A 20,781-nucleotide genomic window follows, 5' to 3' on the forward strand; every position below is an offset into this window, starting at 1 on the left:
CCCGGCTGGATGTCGATGTCGATGCCGGCCAGGGCGTACTGCGCGCCGTAGCGCTTCACCAGCCCACGGCCGGACAGCACCGGCCCATTCGTCCACTGTGGAGTGTTCGGGTCCACGAGGTTCTCCCTGTCGGTTCGGATCTTGATGCCGATGAGCTTCGCGGAGATCCGGGGTGTCCACTTCGGGCAGACGGCCAGTCACGCGGGGTGCCGCATCGGCCGATCGGCCGAGGGAGTGCGGACCACTCGGCCAAGGTGCGAACGCGGGCAGATCCTCTAACGTCACGTTGTGACCGCCGCGCCCCCGCCGAACACGCTTTACGCACGCACCGCCGCCCTGGTGCGGCGCATCGGCGTCCCCTCGGCCGTCCTGTTCGCCGCCCTGCTCTTCGACGTCGTCTTCACCACGCAGGCCGCGCTCGACGACAACGGCCCCAAGTTCGTCGACTTCGGGTTGATCCCCGGCATCCTCGCGATGGTCGGTTGTGCGCTGTGGGCCCAGAAACGGGCCGCCGTCGCCGGCGTGACCGGTGCCGCCGTGCTGGTGTTCTCGACCCTCTTCATCCACGCGTTCCACGTGCCGCCCTACTCCAGCGTGCTGCCGAAGGTGACCATCACCGAGGTCGTGGCCGGGGTGCTGATGGTCTACTACGTGGCCCGCCGGGCCCGGGCGGGCGTGGCGTTCTGCGTGGTCAGCGTCCTGGTGGTCGGCGGACTCGTCGCCGTCTTCGGCAGGTACGCGGGTGTCGGCCAGATCGACAGCGGCACGGGATCGCAGGCTCTGCTGTTCGGCCTGCTGCTGCTCGCCGGGGCGGTGGTGCCGGCCATCACGCTGCGGGACCGCGGCCCGAAGGGCGATCCGCGGACGCGGAAGCTGCAGCGGGTGAACGAGCTGGCCATGGGGCAGTGGCCGTTGATCGGCCTGCTCGGGTTCGCGCTGCTGTTCGAGTTCGGCTACACGTATTCGAGCAACGCCCGCGGGTTCCCGATCCTGTTCTGCTCGCTCGTCGCGGCCGTCATCGCGGTGCTGTCCCCGCGACGGCCGGCGGACGCCCTCCTCGGCATCGCCGGGATCCTGCTCGTGTCCGCGGTCGTCACGCCGTTCCTGCACCTGCGCTACGACTACCCGATGCCGGGCGGCGTGCCGTTCGTGCAGGTCATCGCCGCGATGGGCGTGATCGTGAACCTGACCCGCGCGCGCGGGCTGAGCCAGTCGTGGCCGCGGATCGGCATCCTGTCGGCCGTCGTCGCCCTCGGCGCGATCCTCAACTCGAACCAGCCCCGGGGCATCCAGGCCGACCCGCAAACGCTGTCGATCCTGGCCTTCGCCGCGGCGCTGCTGCTCGGCATCTCGATCGCCGTCGGCCTGATGCTGCGGTCGCGGGATTCCGAGCGCACCACGGTCGTCCAGTCGGCAGTCGCTGACGCGCAGACCGCCGAGCGGATGGCGCTGGCCCGCGAGCTGCACGACGTCGTCGCCCACCACGTCACCGGGATCGTCGTGCAGGCCCAGGCCGCGCGGATGATGGCCGAGAAGAACCCGCAGATCGCGGTCGAGGCGATGGGCCGGATCGAGAACGCCGGGGTCGAGGCGCTCGCGGCGATGCGGCGGCTGGTCCGCTCGATGCGCGGCGACGCGCCGGCGGGATCGAGCGAGTTCAGCGAGCAGGCCACCACGGATCTGGGCGCCGACCTGCGGAAGCTGGTCGAGACCGCCAACCACGGCGTGCCGACGTCGATGCACCTCGACCTGCCGCCGGACCTGCCGCACGAGGTCGGCCGCTCGGCGCTGCGGCTGGTCCAGGAGTCGCTGACGAACGTCGGCAAGCACGCCTCGGACGCGACGGACGCGTTCGTCCTCGCCGAAGTGGACGGATCCGAACTGCACCTGAGGGTGACGGACAACGGGCACCTGACGACGCGACGGCCCGCCGGCGGATCGGGCGGCTACGGTCTGGTCGGGATGCGCGAGCGCGTCGCACTGCTCAAAGGACGGCTGTCGGCCGGGCGCGGCCCGGACGGTGGCTGGCGGGTCGAAGCGTGGCTGCCGCTGGCCGCCGGGGAAGGGGACGAGTGATCCGGGTACTGATCGCCGACGACCAGGAGATGGTGCGGATGGGCTTCCGCATGATCCTGGACGCGCAGGACGACATCGAGGTCGTCGCCGACGTCGCGGACGGCGTCTCGGCGGTGTCGAAGGCCCGCGAGCTGCGCCCGGACGTCTGTCTGCTCGACATCCGCATGCCCGGCCTCGACGGGCTCGAGGTCACCCGGCAGCTGGCCGGCCCGGACGTGAGCGACCCGCTGAAGGTGGTCGTGGTCACGACGTTCGACCTCGACGAGTACGTGCACACGGCGTTGCGCAACGGCGCTCACGGGTTCTTGCTGAAGGACGCGGGCCCGGCGCTGCTGATCGAAGCGGTCCGCGCGGCCGACCGCGGCGACGCGCTGGTCTCGCCCCAGATCACCATCCGCCTGCTCAAGCACTTCGACGGCGGCTCGGCCCGCCCGAAGGCGGCACCGCCGTCGGAGCCGTTGACCGCACGGGAGATGGACGTCGTCAAGGCGGCGGCGAGCGGGCTTACGAACACCGAGATCGGCGCCGAGCTGTTCCTGTCGCTGTCCACGGTGAAGACGCACCTGGCGTCGGTGCAGGGCAAGATCGGCGCCCGCAACCGCGTGGAGATCGCGGCGTGGGCGTGGCGGAGTGGAGTCGTCTCGTAATCGAGGGTGCGTAGTATCCAGAGATGCAACGCCGTTTCCACGCCCCTGTCGTTCTCCCCGCCGACGCGTCCTGTTCGCTCCTGCGTGACGCGGTCGTCGATGTGGACGCCGACGGGCGCATCTCCTACTGCGGACCGGCGGCCACCGCCCCCGAGTCCGCCGCACCGGTCACCACCCTGACCGGCATCCTGCTGCCCGGCCTGGTCAACACGCACGCGCACAGCCCGATGACGCTGCTGCGCGGCATGGGCGGCGACCTGCCGCTGCTGCCCTGGCTCAACGAGATCATCTGGCCCGCCGAAGCGAAGCTGCGGCCGGAGGACGTCCGCACCGGCATGCTGCTCGGCTCGGTCGAGATGCTGCGCCACGGCGTCACGACCAGCGCCGAGATGTACTTCGAAGGCGAGCAGCTGGTCGACGCCGTCCTCACGACGGGCGGGCGCGTGCTGGTCGCGCCGCCGGTGATGGAGCTGCCCGGGCTCGACTGGCGGGCCCAGCTGGCCGCGATCGAGCGCTGGATCGACACCGACGGCCTGCGCTTCGGCCAGGGCGACCGGATCGAGCTGGGCTACGGCCCGCACTCGGCGTACATGCTCTCTTCGGAGGGGTTGCGCGCGACGGCGGAGTCGGCGGCCTCGCGCGGTGCACTGGTGCAGATCCACGTCGCCGAGGCGGCCGCCGAGGATCTTTCGGTCCGCGAAGTCCACGGCTCGGTGCCCGCTTTGCTGCAGCAGCTCGGCATGCTGGACGGCCGGGTGCTGGCGGCGCACGCGATCCACCTGTCGGACTCGGACATCGCGCTGTTCGCCCAGTACGGCGTCGGCATGGCGCACTGCCCAGGTTCGAACGCGAAGCTGGCTTCGGGGATCGCACGCATCGCGGACCTGAGGGCGGCGGGTGTCGCGGTCGGCCTCGGCACCGACGGCCCGGCGTCCAACGACGACATCGACCTGTGGGAGGAGCTGCAGCTCTCGGCGATGTTCGCCCGCCTGGCAACCGGCGACTCGACGGTACTGACCGCGGCGGACGTGTTCCTGCTGGCGACCCGCGGCGGCGCGTCGGCCCTGGGCCGCGACGACATCGGGGCACTGGAGCCGGGCCGGTGGGCCGACCTGGTGCACATCGACCTGGACGACCCGGCTTTCGCTTGTGGCGTGGACGTCCCGGACGTGCAGCTGCTGTCGAACCTCGTCTGGGCGGCGGGGTCGCGCCGGGTCCGGGACGTGTGGGTCGCGGGCGAGCAGGTCGTCGCCGACGGCGAGTCGCTTCGCGTGGATCGGGCGAAGGTGCAGGCCGGGGTGGCCGAGACCGCCGCCCGGCTGCGAGCTTGATCCACAGGCTCGCACGGATGTGGACAACTCCGGGGCGCCGGCCTCGGCGAGCCGGTTTTGTCCGCCTGCGCCGGTAAACTGGGCATGGGCACGCCCCGTTACCTTCTTCGTAGTTCCTGATCAAGGAGCTGTGGTCACCAGACCCGGCATGACTAACGCCCCCAGTCGACCGGCCATCGATGCCCGACCCGGTGACCACGTCGCGGCGAACGAACGGCATGGTGGATAGCGGCAGCTTCAGCGTGTTTCTCGGCCTGGACGTCGGCAAAGACAACCGCCACGCCGTCGGCCTCGATCCCGACGGAAACCGGCTGCACAACGCCCCGCTGCCCAACACCGAACCCAAGCTGAAGGCCCTGTTCGACAAACTCGCCGCCCGCGGACCACTGCTGGTCGTGGTGGACCAACCGGCCACGATCGGTGCGTTGCCGGTCGCGGTCGCCCGCGCCGTCGGGCACCAGGTCGCCTACCTGCCCGGCCTGGCCCGCCGCCGCTGCGACGTGCTCTACGCGATGCTCCGCAACGGCACCCACTACCGACACCCCGAACCAGCTCCCGCTGCGGCTTGACAACCACGTAGGGACTCCCCCAGGGAAGGGCGGGGCCGGCCTGGTCAGCGCGGGCGGAGGATGACCTCTGTCTGGTGGGCGTCCGGGGTGGCCGACACCGCTGTCACCACCGCCGTCGCCACCGAGTCCGCCTTCAGCAGGTGCGACGTGTCGTAGTCGCGGCCTTCGCCCTTGAAGATCTCCTGCTGCATCTCCGTGTCCGTGCGGCCGGGGTAGACCGAGGTCACGCGGATCTCGGGCTCCTCCTCGCGCAGGGCGTCGGCGAAGGCGCGGACGGCGAACTTGCTCGCCGCGTACGGCGACCAGCCTGGACGCGCGTTGCGGCCGGCGCCGGAGTTGACCACGACGACGTGCCCGCGGGCCGCGCGCAGGGCGGGGAGCAGCAGGCGGGTCAGCTCGACGACGGCGAGGGTGTTGACCTCGAAGTTGTCCCGCCACGCCTGAGCCGACGCCTCCTCGATGCGGCCGATGCGAGCGACGCCGGCCGAGTGGACCAGGACGTCCAACGACGCGATGTCCGCGACCGCCGAGGCCAGCGAGTCCGCGTTGGTCAGCTCGACGGGCCACGGCTTCGCGCCGGGAAGCTCCTTCGCCAGCGCCTCGAGGGCGGCCGCGTCCCGGCCGCCGAGGAGAACGCGGTGGGTCGGGGCCAGCTGGTGGGCGACCGCCTTGCCGATGCCGCGGGAAGCACCGGTGACGAGGGCGAGGGGAAGATCCGTCATGCCCCCACCGTAACGGCCGGGCGGCGGGCGCCCGGCCGCCGCACACGGGCTCGGCCTTCCGCTACGCCGGCGCGAACCCCGCGTCGACCGTCTGGTCGTCGCGCTTGTCCTTGCCCAGCTGACGCGGGTCCGCGCAGCCCGTCGCCGGGTCGGCGTCCGAATCCTTCGCGTCGTCGCCCGCGTCCTTGCCGGTCGGGTGCTTGCCTTCGGCCGTGAAACAGACCTGGTACGTGCCGTCCTCCAGGCCGGTGAACGCGTAGGCGCCGTCCGGGCCGGTGACGACGCTCGTGCCGTTGTCCAGCGTCACCTTCACTCCGCCCAGCCCCGGCTCGCCCGCGTCCTGCAGGCCGTTGCCGTTCGTGTCCGACCAGGCGAAGTCGCCGATCCGGTTCGTCGGCGGGGCCAGCCCGAGGTCGACCGTGAAGTCCTCGCGCGCCGAGCCGCCCAGGGTGCGCGGTGCGGTGCAGCCGTCCGGGTCCGCGTCGGAGTCGCGATCGTCCGGCGCCGCGTCCTTGCGGGTCACCGTGAAGTCCGCCGGGACGGCGAAGCACACCTGGTACGTGCCGTCCTTCAGCTTCTCGAAGCCGTACTTCCCGCCGGCGTCGGTGGTCGCGGTGCCGACCGTGCCACCCGCGCCGTCCTTCAGCGTCACCTTCACGCCCGCGACGCCCGGCTCGTCCGGGTCCTGGATCCCGTCGCGGTTGCGGTCGTTCCACACGAAGTCGCCGATCTTCGCGATCGACGGCGGGGGCAGGACGGTGATCGTCGCGGACGCCGTCTTGTCGCCCAGCGTGCCGCCCGGGTAATGCACGCCGGTCACCTTCGCCGTGTTGACGTGGCCGGTGTCGGCGACCGTCAGGTTCGGGTGGTCGCAGGTCAGCTGCTTGTTCGCGCCCCCGGCCAGCGCGAACGGCTCGAACGGGCCGCCGCACCACGGGTCCTGGACGGTGATCCCGGTGAGGTCCTGCGTGCCTTCGTTCGTCACGGTGACGCGGTAGTGCGCGGTCTCGCCCGCGATGACCGTCGCGAACGGGCCCCACGCGCCGGTCGCCGGGTTCCGCACTTCCTTCTTCACCGAGTACGCCGCGAGCTGCAGGCCGACGCAGTCCCAGCGCAGGCGCTCGGCACTCGTCGTGGCGAAGAACTTCACCGCCGCCGCCTTCGCCGGGGCGGTCGCCGCCGGGAAGTCCTGCTTCGCCAGGGTGCCGTCGCCGGCGTTGTGGTCCGCCACCAGCTTGGTCTCCTGGACCTGGGCGCCGTTGACGTCGTAGAAGCGCAGGCCCGTGGCCGGTCCGCCGGCCGGCAGGTACGAGCCGGTCGACACGCTGAGCGTGTACACCCCGCCGGGGACGAACCTCTCGGTCTGGGTGGCGGTGCTGGTCTTGCCGTCCGGGGTCTGGATCACCGCCGACCGCTGGCCGTCGACGGCGAACGCCTGCTCGGTGAGCAGCCTCGGCGCCTTCGCGGCCGGGGTGCCGGGCGGGACGGGTGCGGCCGGGGAGAAGACATAGCCGTCCGGCGCGCCGTTGGCCGCGGTCTTCTCGACGCTCGGGTTCCCCGCGATCCCGCCGCACGCCGGGGGCGGATCCGCGGCGGCCGCGGGTACGACCGTCCCCGAAAGCGCCACCACCGTCACTGCCACCACGCGCGCCGAACGGATCATGCCTCGACTATGGCGCGGCGCCCGGGCCCGCACCGGCCGAGAAGCGTCCACTTAAGAGTGAACCTCGGCCGGTGCGGCCCGGTGCGTCAGCGTTCGCCGATGCGGCCGGGCAGGCCGAAGCGGCCCTTCTTCCACACCGAGACGATCGACGGGCGCGGCTGCGCGGTGCCGCCGTCCGGCCAGTGCGACGTCGGGTTCGCCGAGCTCGCCGCGTTCTCGCCGGGGTGCTGGACCGCGACGAGCACCACGTGGTCGGTCACGACCGGGCCGCACGTCTCGGCGCCGACCGGCACCGAGAGGAACTGCTTGACGTGCCCGCGTTCCGGGCCGGTGACCGGCACCGAGAACAGGCCGTCGTTCGCGCCGAGCGTGTTGCCGTCGGTGGAGATCCACAGGTTGCCGTGGCGGTCGAAGGCGACGTTGTCCGGGCAGGAGATCGGGCTGACCTGGCTCTTGTCGAAGCCGCCGAAGTAGGTGTCCGCCGCGGCCGGGTCACCGCAGACGAGCAGCAGCCGCCAGGAGAATTGGGTCGAGGCCGCGTCGCCGCGGTTCTCCTCCCACTCCAGGACGTGGCCGTTCTTGTTGCCGTTGCGCGGGTTCACCTCGTCGACGCCGGCCTTGCCCGCCGCGCCGCGGTCGGTGTTGTTGGTCAGCGCCGCGTAGATCCGGCCGTTGACCGGGTTCGGCTCGATGTCCTCCGGGCGGTCCATCTTCGTCGCCGCCACCTTGTCCGCGGCCTGGCGGGTGAAGACGTAGACCTCTTCGGCGGTGAATCCGTCCACAAAGGACTTGGTGCCGCTCGCCAGCGGGATCCACTCGCCGGTGCCGTCGAACTCGTGGTCCGCCGGGAGCTTGCCGGTGCCGTCGATCTCGGCGGCCGGGCTGTCGCCGGTGAAGCGGCCGACGTACAGGGTGCCCTCGTCGAGCAGCGCCGAGTTGTGCCGCCGCGCGTGGGCACTGTTGCCGGGCTTGTACTTGCCCTTCGAGACGAACTTGTAGATGTACTCGAAGCGGCTGTCGTCCCCGGAGTAGACGGCGACCCGGCCGTCGGCGGTGATCTTGATGTTCGCGGCCTCGTGCTTGAACCGGCCGAGCGCGGTGTGCTTCACCGGCGTCGACGTCGGGTCGTTGGGGTCGATCTCGACGACCCAGCCGAAGCGGTTCGGCTCGTTCGGCTCCTGCGCGACGTCCCAGCGCTTGTCGAACCGCTCCCACTTGCGGGTGCTCGTGCCGGCGCCGACGGAGTAGCGCTTGAGCCGCGCGGCCTCGACCGGGTCGGTGACCTTGTCGGAGTTGGCGAAGTACTGGTCGAAGTTCTCCTCGCCGGACAGCACCGTGCCCCACGGCGTCACGCCGCCGGAGCAGTTGTTCTGCGTGCCGCGGACCTTGCGCCCGCTCGGGTCGGCCGACGTCTTCAGGTACGTCGAGCCGGCGGCCGGGCCGCGGACCTCGAAGACCGTGTCGAGCGTGATCCGGCGGCCGTAGCGGCTCGGCACGACCGAGAGGCCGCCGTGGATCGGGTCGCGGCGGGTCAGCAGCACCGACAGGCCGTGCGCCGCCCAGGCGATCTTCACCTGCTCCTCGGTCGGGTTCGCCGGGTCGTACTGGTCGGCCGGGAACAGGTGGACCTCGGTCGTGTACTCGTGGTTGACCACGAGCAGGTTGGTCAAGCCCAACGGGTCCTGCGGGATGAGCCCGACGAAGTCGTTGTTGTAGCCGAACTGCTTCGCCTGCGCGGCCGCCGTTTGCTTGGTGTAGTCGAACTTCGGCGCGCCGGCGACGACCGGGTCACCCCAGCGGATGACGACACGCTGCGCGTAGCCGTCCGGGACGACGACGGCGTCGAGCTTGTTCGGCGGGACCGGGTCGAAGTCGGTGCCGGGCACCGGGCGCGGGTGCGGCCGGTCGGCCGGCGCGGCGGCCGCGGTACCGGACAGGGCGGCGAACCCGCCCGCGGCGGCGGCCATCACCGCGCCGGCCTTGAACATCCGGCGGCGCGAGATGTCCTTGACGACGTCGCCGAAGTACTCGTTGCCGGATTCGTTGGCCTCGGGGTGCGCGCACGCGTTGCCGCAGCGGTATTCGCAGGTGACCGGGGAGCGGCCGCCCGGGTGGGCGGGGAACAGCGGGAGCAGGCGGTCGGGCACTTCGCCTCCATGGTGGGAGTTCGGGAACGAACCGAACCTAAGCTCCCAAAACCAGCCTTACCAGACATTCAGGTGAACGGCGGGTGTACTGCTGCTCCGATCGGAGGGTCAGAACTCCTCGCCGACGAGCGCCGCTTCCTTCGGGACCGTGTGCGGGTCGGTCACCCGCTCCCGCAGCGAGAGCAGGACACCAGCGATCACGCACAGGACGGCCGAGGCGACGAACGGCGCCCGCGGCGAACCGAACCACTCGGCCACGTGCCCGACGAGCGTCGCGGCGACGGCGCCCCCGAGCCAGCGGCAGAAGTTGTAGCCCGCGCTGGCGACCGGGCGCGGCGCGTCGCTGATCGACATCGCGGTGCCGGTGAACAGCGTGTTCAGCAGGCCGGAGACCAGCCCGGACACGATGATGCCGGCGACGAGGACCGGCTTGCTCGGCACGGCCAGCACCAGCATCAGCACGGCGTAGCCGAAGACGGCGGCCGCGGCGGCGTGCCGCTCACCGAGCTTCGCGGCCAGCCGCGGCGCGAGGGCGACCCCGGCGACCGCGACGCACAGGCCCCAGCCGCAGAAGATCAGGCCGACGGCGATGGCGCTCCAGCCGAGCACGAACGGCGACCAGGCCAGCACCGCGAAGAACGCGGCGGTGTACAGCGCGGACGCGACGGAGGTGCGCAGCAGACCGGTGTGCTTGAGCGCGCGGATCGGGTCGAGCAGCTTGATCGGATCGCGCTTCTCGTGCTTGTCGCTCTTCAGGAACACCGCGCACAGCACGAGCGCGCCGGCCATCAGGACGGCGGTGCCGAGGAACGGGCCGCGCCACGAGATGCTGCCGAGCAGCGCGCCCAGCAGCGGGCCGACCGACAGGCCGACGCCGAGGGCGGCCTCGTAGAGCAGGATCGCGCCGGACTGCCCGCCGGTCGCGGCGCCGACGATCACCGAAAGCGCCGTCGCGATGAAGAACGCGTTGCCGAGACCCCAGACCGCGCGCAGCCCGACGAGCTGCTCGATCGACCCGGCGGCCGAACACAGGGCGGTGGCCGCGACGATCAGCGTCAGCCCGACGAGGACCGTGCGCTTCGGCCCGAACTTGGCGCTCGCCGCGCCGGTGACCAGCATCGCGATGACCTGGACGCCGAGGTACGACGAGAAGAGCAGCGTGACCTGGGACGGCGTCGCGTCCAGGCCCTTGGCGATGGACAGCAGGATCGGGTCGACCAGGCCGATCCCCATGAAGGCGATGACCGCGGCGAACGCGGTGATCCACACCTGCTTGGGCTGGCCCTTGACGGCGTCCAGCAGGCTCGAGTGGTGTTCAGCGCTCATCGCTGATCAGTTCCTCCTTCTTGGTGTCGTTCTTGGTGTCGACGAGCAACTTGGCGAGAGCCGGCAGGGCGGCTTCGATCGCGGCGCGGTCGGCGTCGTCCATCGCGATCAGTCGCTCGCGGAGGAATTCCTCGCGGGCGGCGACCATCTCGGCGTAGAAGCGACGACCCTCGTCGGTGACGTCCACGAGCACCGCGCGCCGGTCGGCGGGGTCCGGCGTGCGGGTGGCCAGGCCGAGGCGTTCGAGGCGGCTGACGACGTCGGTCATCGACGGCAGCTTCACCCGCTCGAACTCCGCCAGCGCGCTCATCCGCCGCGGTCCGCCGTTGACGAGCTCGCTCAGCACCGAGCCCTGCGTGAGGGTCAGCGTCAGCTGCGGGGTCTGACGGCGCACCTGGTGGTACAGCCGGAAGACCAGCGGCCGCAGCCGGTGGGCGAGATCGGTGATCGCGAAAGTCACTTAGCTATGCTAACAAAAATTAGTAAGGGTGGCTAAGTAACTCGGCTCACAAGCTACGCTCGGGGGATGGACGCGGTGATCTTCGACCTCGACGGCGTACTGGTGGATTCCGAGCGCATCTGGGACGAGGTGCGCCGCGCGGTGGTCGCCGAGCACGGCGGCACCTGGCGCGAGGAGGCGACCCGGGCACAGCAGGGGATGAGCACCCCGGAATGGGCGCGCTACCTGGTGGAGGAGCTGGGAGCGAAGCTCTCGCCGCCGGAGATCGCGACCGTGGTGGTCAAGCGGATGGCCGCGCGGTACGCCGAGGAGCCACCGCTGATCCCGGGCGCGGTGGAGGTCGTGCGGCAGGTGTCGGCGCGGTGGCCGGTGGCGATCGCCAGCTCGTCGCCGGTGATCCTGATCAAGGGATTCTTGGACGTGACGGGGTTGCCGGTGGGGGCGGCGGTGTCGTCCGAGCAGGTCGGGGCGGGGAAGCCGGCGCCGGACGTGTACTTGAGGGCGGCCGAGCTGCTGGGGGTGGCACCCGAGCGGTGTGCGGCGGTGGAGGACACGACGAACGGGCTGAAGTCGGCTTTGGCGGCGGGGATGGCGGTTTACGCGGTGCCGAACCCGCACTTCCCGCCGGATCCGGAAGTGTTGAAGCAGGCCACGGCGGTGGTGGAGAAGATCACCGACCTGCCCGGGGCGCTCGGGATCAGCTGACCTCGATCCGGCCGCTTCGAACAACTTGACCGCTATGAGCCTCGAATCGCACCGGCGGCTTACCGGCAGTGATGGTGGCTGAGAACAGACACATTCCGAGCATCTGGCCGACCCGCGATGCTTGGGAAAGGTCACCGCTTTGGTCGTACAAACGCAGCTCACGCACAGTGCAGTCTGCGAGGTACACCGCGTGACCGGCTGGCAGCGGGCCGCCCTCTTCACCTACCTGCTGCGCGAAGATCACCTGATCGGCGGTCGCACCGATTGGTGCGCAGAGCGGCGATTTGGTTCCGTACTGCGGAGCAGTCGCCTCGAAAGGCCGCCCCGCTGGCATCGCTGCCAGGCAGAACCAAGGCGTGGCGTCGCTGTACTTACGATTGGTAAAGGCGTAGACCGACCAAGCATCGGTCTGCCCCGCAAACTTCATGAGTTCGACTGGCCCGCCGTTGATCGCTGCCGCTGCGGATGGACGATGTTCAGGCTTGGCGACGGACACCGTGGAAGTCTCGGACTTCGCCGGTGGGAGCGGCGCCGGATCGTTGTTCAGCTGGGTGGCCAGCAACACACTGGTCAGCACCACCAAGACCGCGGCCAAAGGCGCGATCAACACCGTCAACCGGCGGCGGTGGGGCTTTCGCTGGCGCCGCATCTGCTCGGCCCAGGCCGCGTCGAGGTTGGGCGTGACCTCCTCCGCCTGTCCACGCAGTGCTTCGGCCAGCTTGCGTTCGAGGTCGGTCATCGCTCACCTCCTGGCTCGTCCCCCAGGTGTTTCCGCAGATTCTCCATCGCGTGGTGCGTCGTCGCCTTGACCGTGCCCGGTGAGATGCCCAGCGTCTCCGCGATGCCCGCCGTGCTCAAGTCCAGCCAATAGCGAAGCACCAGCACCTCGCGTTGTCGCCGGGAAAGCTTCCCGAGGACCCCGCGCAGCTGCTCGTGCTCCCAGTTGGCCACCGCCCTGACCTCGGCCGACAGCTCGTCCGGCGGACGGTCCTGCGGCGTGCGCCGGACGACCCGCAGGTGCCGCGTGCGCGACCGGGACATGTTCACCACGGTCGTGCGGAGGTAGCCCGCCACCCGCGTGTGGTCGCTGAGCGAGTCCCAGCGCTGGTGGAGCTTGACGAAGGCCTCCTGCGCGACGTTCTCCGCGTCGTCCGCGCCGAGCAGGTGCGCCAGCCGTGTCATCTGGGCGAAGTACTCCCGGAACAGGTCGTGGAACGTCGGCGCGCCCAGATCCCCCGGCGCGCTCTCGCCCACGCTCGCACTCACACCCCGCCAACGCGCACCCCGCCCCACCGGTTTAGTGGACCATGCGAAGAAGGCCGCCACCAGCGGTGACGGCCTTCAACGGGGACTGCTTCTACCGCTCGACCTCGCCGCGGATGAACTTGTCGACGGCGTCGCGCGCGGTCGAGTCGTCGTACTGCTCCGGCGGCGACTTCATGAAGTACGACGACGCCGACAGGATCGGGCCGCCGATGCCGCGGTCGAGGGCGATCTTCGCCGCGCGGACCGCGTCGATGATGATGCCCGCCGAGTTCGGCGAGTCCCACACCTCGAGCTTGTACTCCAGGTTCAGCGGCACGTCACCGAAGGCGCGGCCCTCGAGCCGGACGTAGGCCCACTTGCGGTCGTCGAGCCACTGCACGTAGTCCGAAGGTCCGATGTGGACGTTGCCCTTGCCGAGGTCGCGGTCGACCTGCGACGTGACGGACTGGGTCTTCGAGATCTTCTTCGACTCGAGCCGCTCGAGCTCCTTCATGTTCAGGAAGTCCATGTTCCCGCCCACGTTGAGCTGCATCGTCCGGTCGAGCTGGACGCCGCGGTCCTCGAACAGCTTCGCCAGCACGCGGTGCGTGATGGTGGCGCCGACCTGGGACTTGATGTCGTCGCCGACGATCGGGACGCCGGCGTCGGTGAACTTCTGCGCCCACTCCGGGTCGGAGGCGATGAACACCGGCAGCGCGTTGACGAACGCCACACCGGCGTCGATCGCGGCCTGGGCGTAGAACTTGTCCGCCACCTCGGAGCCCACGGGCAGGTACGACACGAGCACGTCGGCCTTCGCCTCACGCAGCGCGGCGACCATGTCGACCGGGGTCTCGTCGGACTCCTCGATCGTCTCGCGGTAGAAGCGGCCGAGCCCGTCGTGGGTGTGGCCGCGCTGGACGGTGACGCCGAGCGGCGGCACGTCGGCGATCTTGATGGTGTTGTTCTCGGAGGCGAAGATCGCCTCGGAGAGGTCGCGGCTGACCTTCTTGGCGTCCACGTCGAACGCGGCGACGAACTCGATGTCGCGGACGTGGTAGCCGCCGAAGTCGACGTGCATCAGGCCGGGAACGCGGGTGGCCGGGTCCGCGTCGCGGTAGTACTGGACTCCCTGGACCAGCGACGCCGCGCAGTTGCCGACGCCCACGATGGCCACCCGTACGCGGCGGTTCTCGCCCATGGGGGTTTCTCCTTCAATCCGTGTCTGTTCAGTAGGTCTGGTGCCGCGACGCTGCGGCCCGGCCGCGCGGCTCAGGTCTCCGGACCCTGCCGTTCGGCTTGTTCGTGCGCGATCAGCTCGTTGAGCCAGCGCACCTCCCGCTCACTGGTCTCCAGCCCCAGCCGGTGCAGCTCGCGGGTGTAGCGATCGATCTTCTGCTCGGCCCTGGCCAGCGCCGCCCGCATACCCTCACGGCGCTCTTCGACGCGACGGCGGCGGCCCTCGAGGATCCGCATCCGCACGTCGGCCGGAGTCCGCGAGAAGAAGGCCAGGTGAACGCCGAAGCCCTCGTCGTCCCAGGTCTGCGGCCCGGCGTCGCCGAGCAGCTCACCGAAGCGCTCCTTGCCCTCCGCGGTGAGCTTGTAGACCCGCCGCCCGCGCCGCGACCACGCCCGGTCGTCGGCCTCGTCCAGCTCTTCGACCAGGTACCCGGCCCGCAGGAGCTTCCGCAGGGTCGGGTAGAGCGAGCCGTACGAGAACGTCCGGAACGTGCCGAGCGTCTCGTTCAGCCGCTTGCGCAGCACGTACCCGTGCATGGGGGCTTCGTGCAGAAGACCGAGGATCGCGAACTCCAGCACACCGCCCCCCTTCCGGGAACAAACCGTGGCGACCGGCGTTGCTCCGAATGATCGCCTCGATCCAACCTACTCAGCCACTATATCGCGCCGATACATCGAAGTGGCGAAGCTAACGAGCTTGCTCACTCTGGAGTGGGCGAAATTCACCGGAGAGTTATCGAACGTCCGGCGTGTCCCCACCGGACGGGCCACCGGCCGCGCTAGGGGGCGTGGACGACACAGGAAGAGCCCGTACTCTGTCCTGGTGATTAACCAGCGGCAGGTCGTGGACTTCGCGTTGCAGCGCCGTGCGCTGCTCGCCGAAGTCCGCTCCGGGCGCGTCGGCAGCTACGAAGCCTGCGACGCGAGCCCGTACCTGCTGCGGGCGGCCAAGTTCCACGGCAGGGCCGGTGACCGGCCCTGTCCGATCTGCCGCCAGGAACCGCTGACCCTGGTGTCCTGGGTCTACGGTGACGAACTCAAGCACGTCGCGGGCTCGGCGAGGACCCCCGAAGAGCTGGCCAGGATGGCCGGCCGGTTCGCCGAGTTCACCGTGTACGACGTCGAAGTGTGCCGGGCGTGCCACTGGAACCACCTGGTCCGGTCGTACGTCCTCGGTACGGGGGAACCGGCCGACGGTCCGCGAAGGACCGCAGGCCGGTGAGCTGGATCACAACCGCTGAAGAGCGCAGAACGGCGCACTACCGGGCGCCGGTCTGGGAGGCCCATTCGTGAACGACGACCGCAACCGCTCCTGGCCCGGCCAGGAGCCAGATGCACCTCGCCGTGCCCAGTCGGGCCCGTGGCCGGGAGAAGACCCCGGCCCCGCCTGGCCCGGAGAAGAGGCTCCTCGCCGACCCCGCGGTGATTCGGCACAACGTGGCACACCGCCCCGGGGCAACCCGCGCGGCGGTGGATCGCCCGAGTGGCCGTCCGGCGACGAAGGCGGCCCCCAGTGGCCCGGCGAAGAGCCGGCGCGCCGCCCGCAGCGCCCGCGTCAGCAGGGCCAGCAGGGCATGCCGCCGCGCCGCGCCGTCCCACCGCCCGGCCAGCGTGACCGGCAGGGTCCGCCCGGGTCGCCGCCGCAGGGCTTCCGCCAGCCCGGCAACCGGCCGGTGCCGCCGCCCGGGCGCGAGCCGGACCTGATCACCCACCACGCGCACAACGGCACCGACGACTTCGGCCGCGACCCGTACGACGACGGCTACGACGACGCCGCCTTCAACGAGTTCGCCGACGACGTCGAGCCCCAGGACGAGCTCGACGAAGACGGCAAGAAGGTCCTCACCCCGGCGCAGCGCAAGAAGCGCCGCTGGAAGATCATCCGGCGGGTGGCGTACGCCTTCGTCGGGCTGTTCTTCGTCGTGCCCGCGATCGCGTTCGTCATCACGTACTTCCTGGTCGACGTGCCGACGCCGGAGAGCATCAAGTCGCTGCAGAACCAGCCGATCACCTACTACGACGCCAGCAACCAGGTGATGGGCCGGGAGCTGCCGCCGGGCGGTGACCGCCAGCTGCTCAAGCCGGGCGAGGTGCCCGAGGTCGTCAAGCACGCGGTGTACTCGGCGGAGGACGCGACGTTCGAGACCAACTCGGGCTTCGACGTCACCGGCATCCTGCGCGCGGTGTTCAACCAGGTCACCGGCGGGCAGGGCGGTGGTTCGACCATCTCCCAGCAGTACATCAAGCAGGCGACGCAGAACGACGCCCCGACGCTGACCCGCAAGTGGACCGAGCTGGCCAAGTCGTTCAAGATGAACAACCAGCAGTCCAAGGAAGAGATCATCACTTCCTACCTGAACATCGTCTACTTCGGCCGCGGGGCGAACGGCATCCAGGCGGCCGCCAAGGCCTACTTCAACAAGGACGCCAAGGACCTCAACGCGTCCGAGGCGTCGCTGCTCGCGGGCCTGATCCAGGGTCCCGGCCGCTCGGAAAACCAGCCCTACGCCCAGAAGCGCTGGGCGTACGTGATGGACCAGATGGTGGCCAACAAGTGGCTCCGCGCGGACGAGCGCGCCACCTTCCAGTACCCGACGCCGATCGCGAAGAACGCCAACAAGGAACAGAACTCGGGCAAGCTCACCTACCAGGTCCAGCAGCGGATCAAGGACGAGCTGGCGGCGAAGGGCTACGACGAGAACAAGCTGTTCTCCAGCGGCGCCAAGATCTACACGACGATCGACCCGGCGGCCCAGGACGCCGCGGAGAAGGCCACCGCGGACGGCATGAAGGGCCAGACCGACGAGAACCTGCTCAACGCGCTGGTCGCGGTCGACCCGAAGACCGGCGGGGTGCTCGCCTACTACGGCGGGCCGGAGCTCGTGAAGGACGCCAACGGCAAGGACCAGATCGGCCAGGACCGCGCCAACCAGGCGCGAAACCCGGGTTCGTCGGTAAAGGCGTTCGACCTCACGGCGTTCCTCAAGATGGGCAAGGGCCTCGGCGAGACGTTCGACGGCTCGAACAACCGGGTGCTCGGCGGCCGCACGGTCCGGAACGCGGGTGACAGCGCCAGCTGCGGCAAGGACTGCACCGTCGCGAAGGCGATGGAGATCTCGGCGAACACCGTGTTCTACGACATGGTCCTGAACGTGACGAAACCGTCCCGGGTCGCGGAAGCGGCCAAGGAGGCCGGCGTCAAGGTCGCGCCGGAGGGCAAGAGCGTCCTCTACACCGACGACAACAACATCTCGCTCGGTGGTGGTGGCACGGCCGTGACGCCGGAGGACATGGCGGCCGCGTACGCGTCGTTCGCCAGCGGTGGTACGTACCACGAGCAGCACTTCGTCGCGAAGCTGACGAACAACCAGGACGAGGTCGAGTTCGACCAGAACAACATCAAGACCAACCCGGCGTTCGCCGACGACGCGTCGAAGAGCCAGCAGATCGCGGGCAACGTCACCGAGGCGCTGGTGCCGGTCATCGACCACTCGAAGCTGAAGTGCCCGAGCGGCCACGAGTGCGCCGGCAAGACGGGTACGCAGCAGTACACGGCGAAGGCCGGCGACCCGTCGTCCTACAACGACCGGAACGCGCAGACGTGGATGGTGGGCTACACCCCGTCGGTGTCGGCCGCGGTCTGGGTCGGCGGCGACGGCAACAAGCCGCTGCACGACCCGAAGAACAAGCCGATCTTCGGTGCGACCATCGCCGGTCCGACGTGGCAGAACTTCATGAACCTCTACCTCAAGGGCAAGCCGGCGGAGAAGTTCGACAAGGTCCAGGCGATCGGCAAGGACGTCAACGACGTGACGACGACCCAGTCGAAGCCGTCGGAGACGCCGAGCGTCACCACGACGCCGACCACCCCGGAGTCGTCCGAGAGCACCGAGCCGTCGGAGACCCAGACGAGCACGTCGCGGTCCGGGCGGCCCACGCGGCCCGGCCCGGGTGAGACCCCGACGTTCCCGCTCGGCAACACGGGTGGTGGTGGGGTCGCCCAGCCACCGGGCGCCGGGCCCGGCTAGAACGTCCTCCTTCAGGGCCCTCCGCACGAGCGCGGAGGGCCCTGAAGCGTTTCAGGAAGATCGTTTCGGCAACCCCGATGCGTCACGCGCGTCCCTTCCAAGAGGGGCGGTGAGCCCCACGGACAACTGGAGGACTGACCCGTGCCCGACGATCGATCCCGCTCCTGGCCCGGCCAGGGTCCCGATCCGCGCCGTCGCGCACCTCAGGGTCCGTACGGCCAAGGTCAGGGCCAAGGCCCGGGCCAGGGCCCGCGGCGGCCCGTGCCCCCGCCGCCCGGACGCCCGCCGCAGACGCCGCCGCGCGGGTACCGGCCCGAGCCGCCGCCGATGAGCGGTGGCCCCGAGCTGATGACGCACCACGCGTACGAGGAGCCGGACGGCCACGACGACGACGTCCTCGACGAGGACGGCAAGCCGGTCCTCACGCCGGAGCAGCGCAAGAAGCGGCGCTGGAAGATCATCCGGCGGGTCGGCTACGGATTCGTCGGCGTGTTCCTCGTGCTGCCCGCGATCGCGTTCGTCATCACGTACTTCCTGGTCGACGTGCCGTCGCCGACCGAGGTCGCGCAGAACCAGAGCCAGGCGGTGACCTACCTCTTCGCCGACGGCTCGCCGATGGGCAAGGACGTCCCGCGCGGCGGCAACCGGGTGCTGCTGACCCCGGAGCAGATCCCGGACGTCATGAAGCACGCGGCGATCGCGACCGAGGACGACTCCTTCGAGACCAACTCGGGCTTCGACGTCGGCGGCCTGCTGCGCGCGGTCTACAACCAGGCCACCGGCGGCACCGGCGGCGGTTCGACGATCTCGCAGCAGTACATCAAGAAGGCCACCGACAACGACGCGCCCACGCTGACGCGCAAGTGGACCGAGCTGGCCAAGTCCTTCAAGATGAACCAGACGTACGAGAAGAAGGACATCATCACCGCGTACCTGAACATCATCTACTTCGGGCGCGGGGCGTACGGGGTCGGCGCGGCGTCGCAGGCCTTCTTCCACAAGGAAGCCAAGGACCTCAGCTTCTCGGAAGCCGCGTTGCTGGCGGGGTTGATCCAGCAGCCGGGCCGGTCGGAGAACCCCAAGGTCGCCCAGGACCGCTGGAACACCGCGCTGGACCGGATGGTGAAGAACAACTACATCTCCGCGGCCGACCGCGCGGCGGCGCAGTTCCCGACGCCGATCCCGCTGGAGGACAGCAAGCAGCAGGCCGGCGCGCCGCCCGCGTTCGTCGTCCAGCAGGTGAAGGACGAGCTGGCCGCGCACGACATCCCCGAAGACCGCTACTACTCCGGCGGTTTCGTGGTGCAGACGACGATCGACCCGAAGGCGCAGCAGGCCGCGGAACAGGCCGCCACGGACGCGATGAAGAACCAGGTCGACGACAACCTGCTCAACGCGCTGGTCGCCGTCGACCCGAAGACCGGCGGGGTGCTCGCCTACTACGGCGGCAAGCCGATCGTGCAGGTCAACGGGCAGGACCAGGCCGGGCGCGACTGGGCGGACACGCCGCAGAACCCGGGCTCGTCGATGAAGCCGTTCGACCTCACGGCGTTCCTCAAGATGGGCAAGGGCCTCGACGCGAAGTTCGACGGCTCCAACAACCGCACCTTCGACGGCCGCGTCGTGCGCAACGCCGGCCCGGGCAGCAGCTGCTCGCAGCAGTGCACGGTCTCGGAAGCGATGATGCGGTCGGCGAACACCGTGTTCTACGACATGGTCCTCAACCAGACGAAGCAGGGCCCGGTCAAGGACGCGGCGCGCGAAGCCGGCGTGAAGACCAAGAACGACGACGGCGGCCAGTCGATCATCTCGACCAAGGACAACAACATCTCCCTCGGCGGTGGCGAAACCCAGATCACGCCGCTGGACATGGCCTCGGCGTACGCGACGTTCGCGGCCAACGGCCAGCAACGGGCCCGGCACTTCGTGCAGAAGGTGACCAACGGGCAGAGCGAGGTCGCCTACGAAGCGTCGACCGACGCGAAGTCGGCCTTCGACAGCGACTCGGACAAGAGCCGCCAGATCGCCGGGAACGTCACCGAGGCGCTGAAGCCGGTCATCGACTTCTCGCACCTGAAGTGCCCGAACGGCCACGAGTGCGCCGGCAAGACCGGGACGCAGCAGCACACGAAGGTCGCGGGCGAGCCGGCGTGGGCGGCGAACGCGAACTCGCAGACGTGGATGGTCGGGTACACGCCCTCGGTGTCGGTGGCGGCCTGGGTCGGCGGCGACGGCAACAAGCCGCTGCACGGGAAGAACAACTCGCCGATCTACGGCTCGACGATCGCCGGCCCGATGTGGCAGAAGTTCCTGTCGCTGTACCTGACCGGCAAGCCGGGCGAGAAGTTCGACAAGGTCGACCGCATCGGCGGCGAGGTGCCCCCGCCGCCGTCGTCCGACGTCGCCACGACCACCGACGCGACCCCGACGGACGAGAACCAGGGCGACGGCGACAACAACGGCAACGGCGACGGCAACGACGGCGACCAGGGCGGCAACCACGGCAACCAGTCGTCGAGCCCGACGACCACGCCGAAGCACACGAAGACGCCGACGAAGACCGATACGCCGACGAAGACGGACGAGCCGGGGAACTAGTCCCGGGACTGAACCACGGTGGGCC

16 protein-coding genes and 2 pseudogenes are annotated in these 20,781 nt (G+C 70.0%); 8 read left to right on the forward strand and 10 right to left on the reverse strand.

Annotated features, from left to right (window positions below; all coding sequences use genetic code 11):
* Nucleotides 1-116: pseudogene (locus ABZ342_RS41215) on the reverse strand (ABC transporter ATP-binding protein); the annotation flags it as partial.
* A 172-nt stretch (nt 117-288) separates the two neighbouring features.
* Between ABZ342_RS41215 and ABZ342_RS41220 the strand changes: the two are divergent.
* The 4 genes and pseudogenes from ABZ342_RS41220 to ABZ342_RS41235 form a co-directional block, all read left to right on the forward strand.
* Entirely contained in the window at nt 289-2,076 is a 1,788-nt protein-coding gene (locus ABZ342_RS41220) for a histidine kinase (protein ID WP_360485289.1), read from the forward strand.
* Nucleotides 2,073-2,723 (forward strand): response regulator transcription factor, encoded by a 651-nt coding sequence (locus ABZ342_RS41225; RefSeq protein WP_360485292.1) that lies wholly within the window; start codon nt 2,073-2,075, stop codon nt 2,721-2,723. Before ABZ342_RS41220 ends, ABZ342_RS41225 begins: the two co-directional genes overlap by 4 nt.
* A 23-nt stretch (nt 2,724-2,746) precedes the next feature.
* Nucleotides 2,747-4,054 carry an amidohydrolase gene (locus ABZ342_RS41230; RefSeq protein WP_360485295.1) on the forward strand — a complete coding sequence of 436 codons (1,308 nt, stop codon included), beginning with the start codon at nt 2,747-2,749 and terminating at the stop codon, nt 4,052-4,054.
* A 218-nt stretch (nt 4,055-4,272) separates the two neighbouring features.
* Nucleotides 4,273-4,548: pseudogene (locus tag ABZ342_RS41235) on the forward strand (transposase); the annotation flags it as partial.
* 119 nt (nt 4,549-4,667) lie between these two features.
* Here ABZ342_RS41235 and ABZ342_RS41240 read toward each other — a convergent pair.
* From ABZ342_RS41240 to ABZ342_RS41260, 5 genes are all read right to left on the reverse strand, one after another.
* Nucleotides 4,668-5,345 (reverse strand): SDR family oxidoreductase, encoded by a 678-nt coding sequence (locus ABZ342_RS41240; protein WP_155548222.1) that lies wholly within the window; start codon nt 5,343-5,345, stop codon nt 4,668-4,670.
* Between the two features lie 61 nt (nt 5,346-5,406).
* On the reverse strand, nt 5,407-7,008 hold the full coding sequence (locus tag ABZ342_RS41245; protein WP_360485298.1) for an SdrD B-like domain-containing protein: 1,602 nt from the start codon (nt 7,006-7,008) through the stop codon (nt 5,407-5,409).
* Between the two features lie 86 nt (nt 7,009-7,094).
* The gene (locus tag ABZ342_RS41250) at nt 7,095-9,155 is read right to left on the reverse strand and encodes a PhoX family phosphatase (RefSeq protein WP_360485301.1); all 2,061 of its coding nucleotides are present in this window, start codon (nt 9,153-9,155) and stop codon (nt 7,095-7,097) included.
* A 108-nt stretch (nt 9,156-9,263) separates the two neighbouring features.
* The gene (locus ABZ342_RS41255; RefSeq protein WP_360485304.1) at nt 9,264-10,481 is read right to left on the reverse strand and encodes an MFS transporter; all 1,218 of its coding nucleotides are present in this window, start codon (nt 10,479-10,481) and stop codon (nt 9,264-9,266) included.
* A complete protein-coding gene (locus ABZ342_RS41260; RefSeq protein WP_360485307.1) occupies nt 10,471-10,941 on the reverse strand; it encodes a MarR family transcriptional regulator in 471 nt (156 codons plus the stop codon). The genes ABZ342_RS41255 and ABZ342_RS41260 overlap by 11 nt, the downstream gene beginning before the upstream one ends.
* Nucleotides 10,942-11,007: 66 nt before the next feature.
* On the opposite strand from ABZ342_RS41260, the gene ABZ342_RS41265 reads away from it, so the two are divergent.
* A complete protein-coding gene (locus tag ABZ342_RS41265; RefSeq protein WP_360485310.1) occupies nt 11,008-11,646 on the forward strand; it encodes an HAD family phosphatase in 639 nt (212 codons plus the stop codon).
* Here the strand turns inward: ABZ342_RS41265 and ABZ342_RS41270 are convergent.
* The 4 genes from ABZ342_RS41270 to ABZ342_RS41285 all read right to left on the reverse strand — a co-directional run bounded on the left by ABZ342_RS41270 (nt 11,639) and on the right by ABZ342_RS41285 (nt 14,709).
* A complete protein-coding gene (locus ABZ342_RS41270) occupies nt 11,639-12,385 on the reverse strand; it encodes a hypothetical protein (protein WP_360485313.1) in 747 nt (248 codons plus the stop codon). The genes ABZ342_RS41265 and ABZ342_RS41270 overlap by 8 nt on opposite strands.
* The gene (locus ABZ342_RS41275; protein WP_155548229.1) at nt 12,382-12,900 is read right to left on the reverse strand and encodes a SigE family RNA polymerase sigma factor; all 519 of its coding nucleotides are present in this window, start codon (nt 12,898-12,900) and stop codon (nt 12,382-12,384) included. Before ABZ342_RS41275 ends, ABZ342_RS41270 begins: the two co-directional genes overlap by 4 nt.
* Nucleotides 12,901-13,003: 103 nt before the next feature.
* The gene (locus tag ABZ342_RS41280) at nt 13,004-14,092 is read right to left on the reverse strand and encodes an inositol-3-phosphate synthase (protein ID WP_155548230.1); all 1,089 of its coding nucleotides are present in this window, start codon (nt 14,090-14,092) and stop codon (nt 13,004-13,006) included.
* A gap of 71 nt (nt 14,093-14,163) precedes the next feature.
* Nucleotides 14,164-14,709, reverse strand: coding sequence for a PadR family transcriptional regulator (locus ABZ342_RS41285; RefSeq protein ID WP_155548231.1), 546 nt, complete (start codon nt 14,707-14,709; stop codon nt 14,164-14,166).
* 244 nt (nt 14,710-14,953) lie between these two features.
* Here ABZ342_RS41285 and ABZ342_RS41290 point away from each other — a divergent pair, with 244 nt between their 5' ends.
* The 3 genes from ABZ342_RS41290 (at nt 14,954) to ABZ342_RS41300 (ending at nt 20,756) form a co-directional block, all read left to right on the forward strand.
* The gene (locus ABZ342_RS41290; RefSeq protein WP_155548232.1) at nt 14,954-15,352 is read left to right on the forward strand and encodes a DUF5318 domain-containing protein; all 399 of its coding nucleotides are present in this window, start codon (nt 14,954-14,956) and stop codon (nt 15,350-15,352) included.
* Between the two features lie 67 nt (nt 15,353-15,419).
* Nucleotides 15,420-18,158 (forward strand): transglycosylase domain-containing protein, encoded by a 2,739-nt coding sequence (locus ABZ342_RS41295; protein ID WP_360485318.1) that lies wholly within the window; start codon nt 15,420-15,422, stop codon nt 18,156-18,158.
* Between the two features lie 327 nt (nt 18,159-18,485).
* On the forward strand, nt 18,486-20,756 hold the full coding sequence (locus ABZ342_RS41300) for a transglycosylase domain-containing protein (RefSeq protein ID WP_360485321.1): 2,271 nt from the start codon (nt 18,486-18,488) through the stop codon (nt 20,754-20,756).
* Nucleotides 20,757-20,781: the final 25 nt, after the last annotated feature.

The sequence above is a fragment of the Amycolatopsis sp. NPDC005961 genome (genome assembly GCF_040629235.1).
GTDB classification, from domain to species: domain Bacteria; phylum Actinomycetota; class Actinomycetes; order Mycobacteriales; family Pseudonocardiaceae; genus Amycolatopsis; species Amycolatopsis camponoti.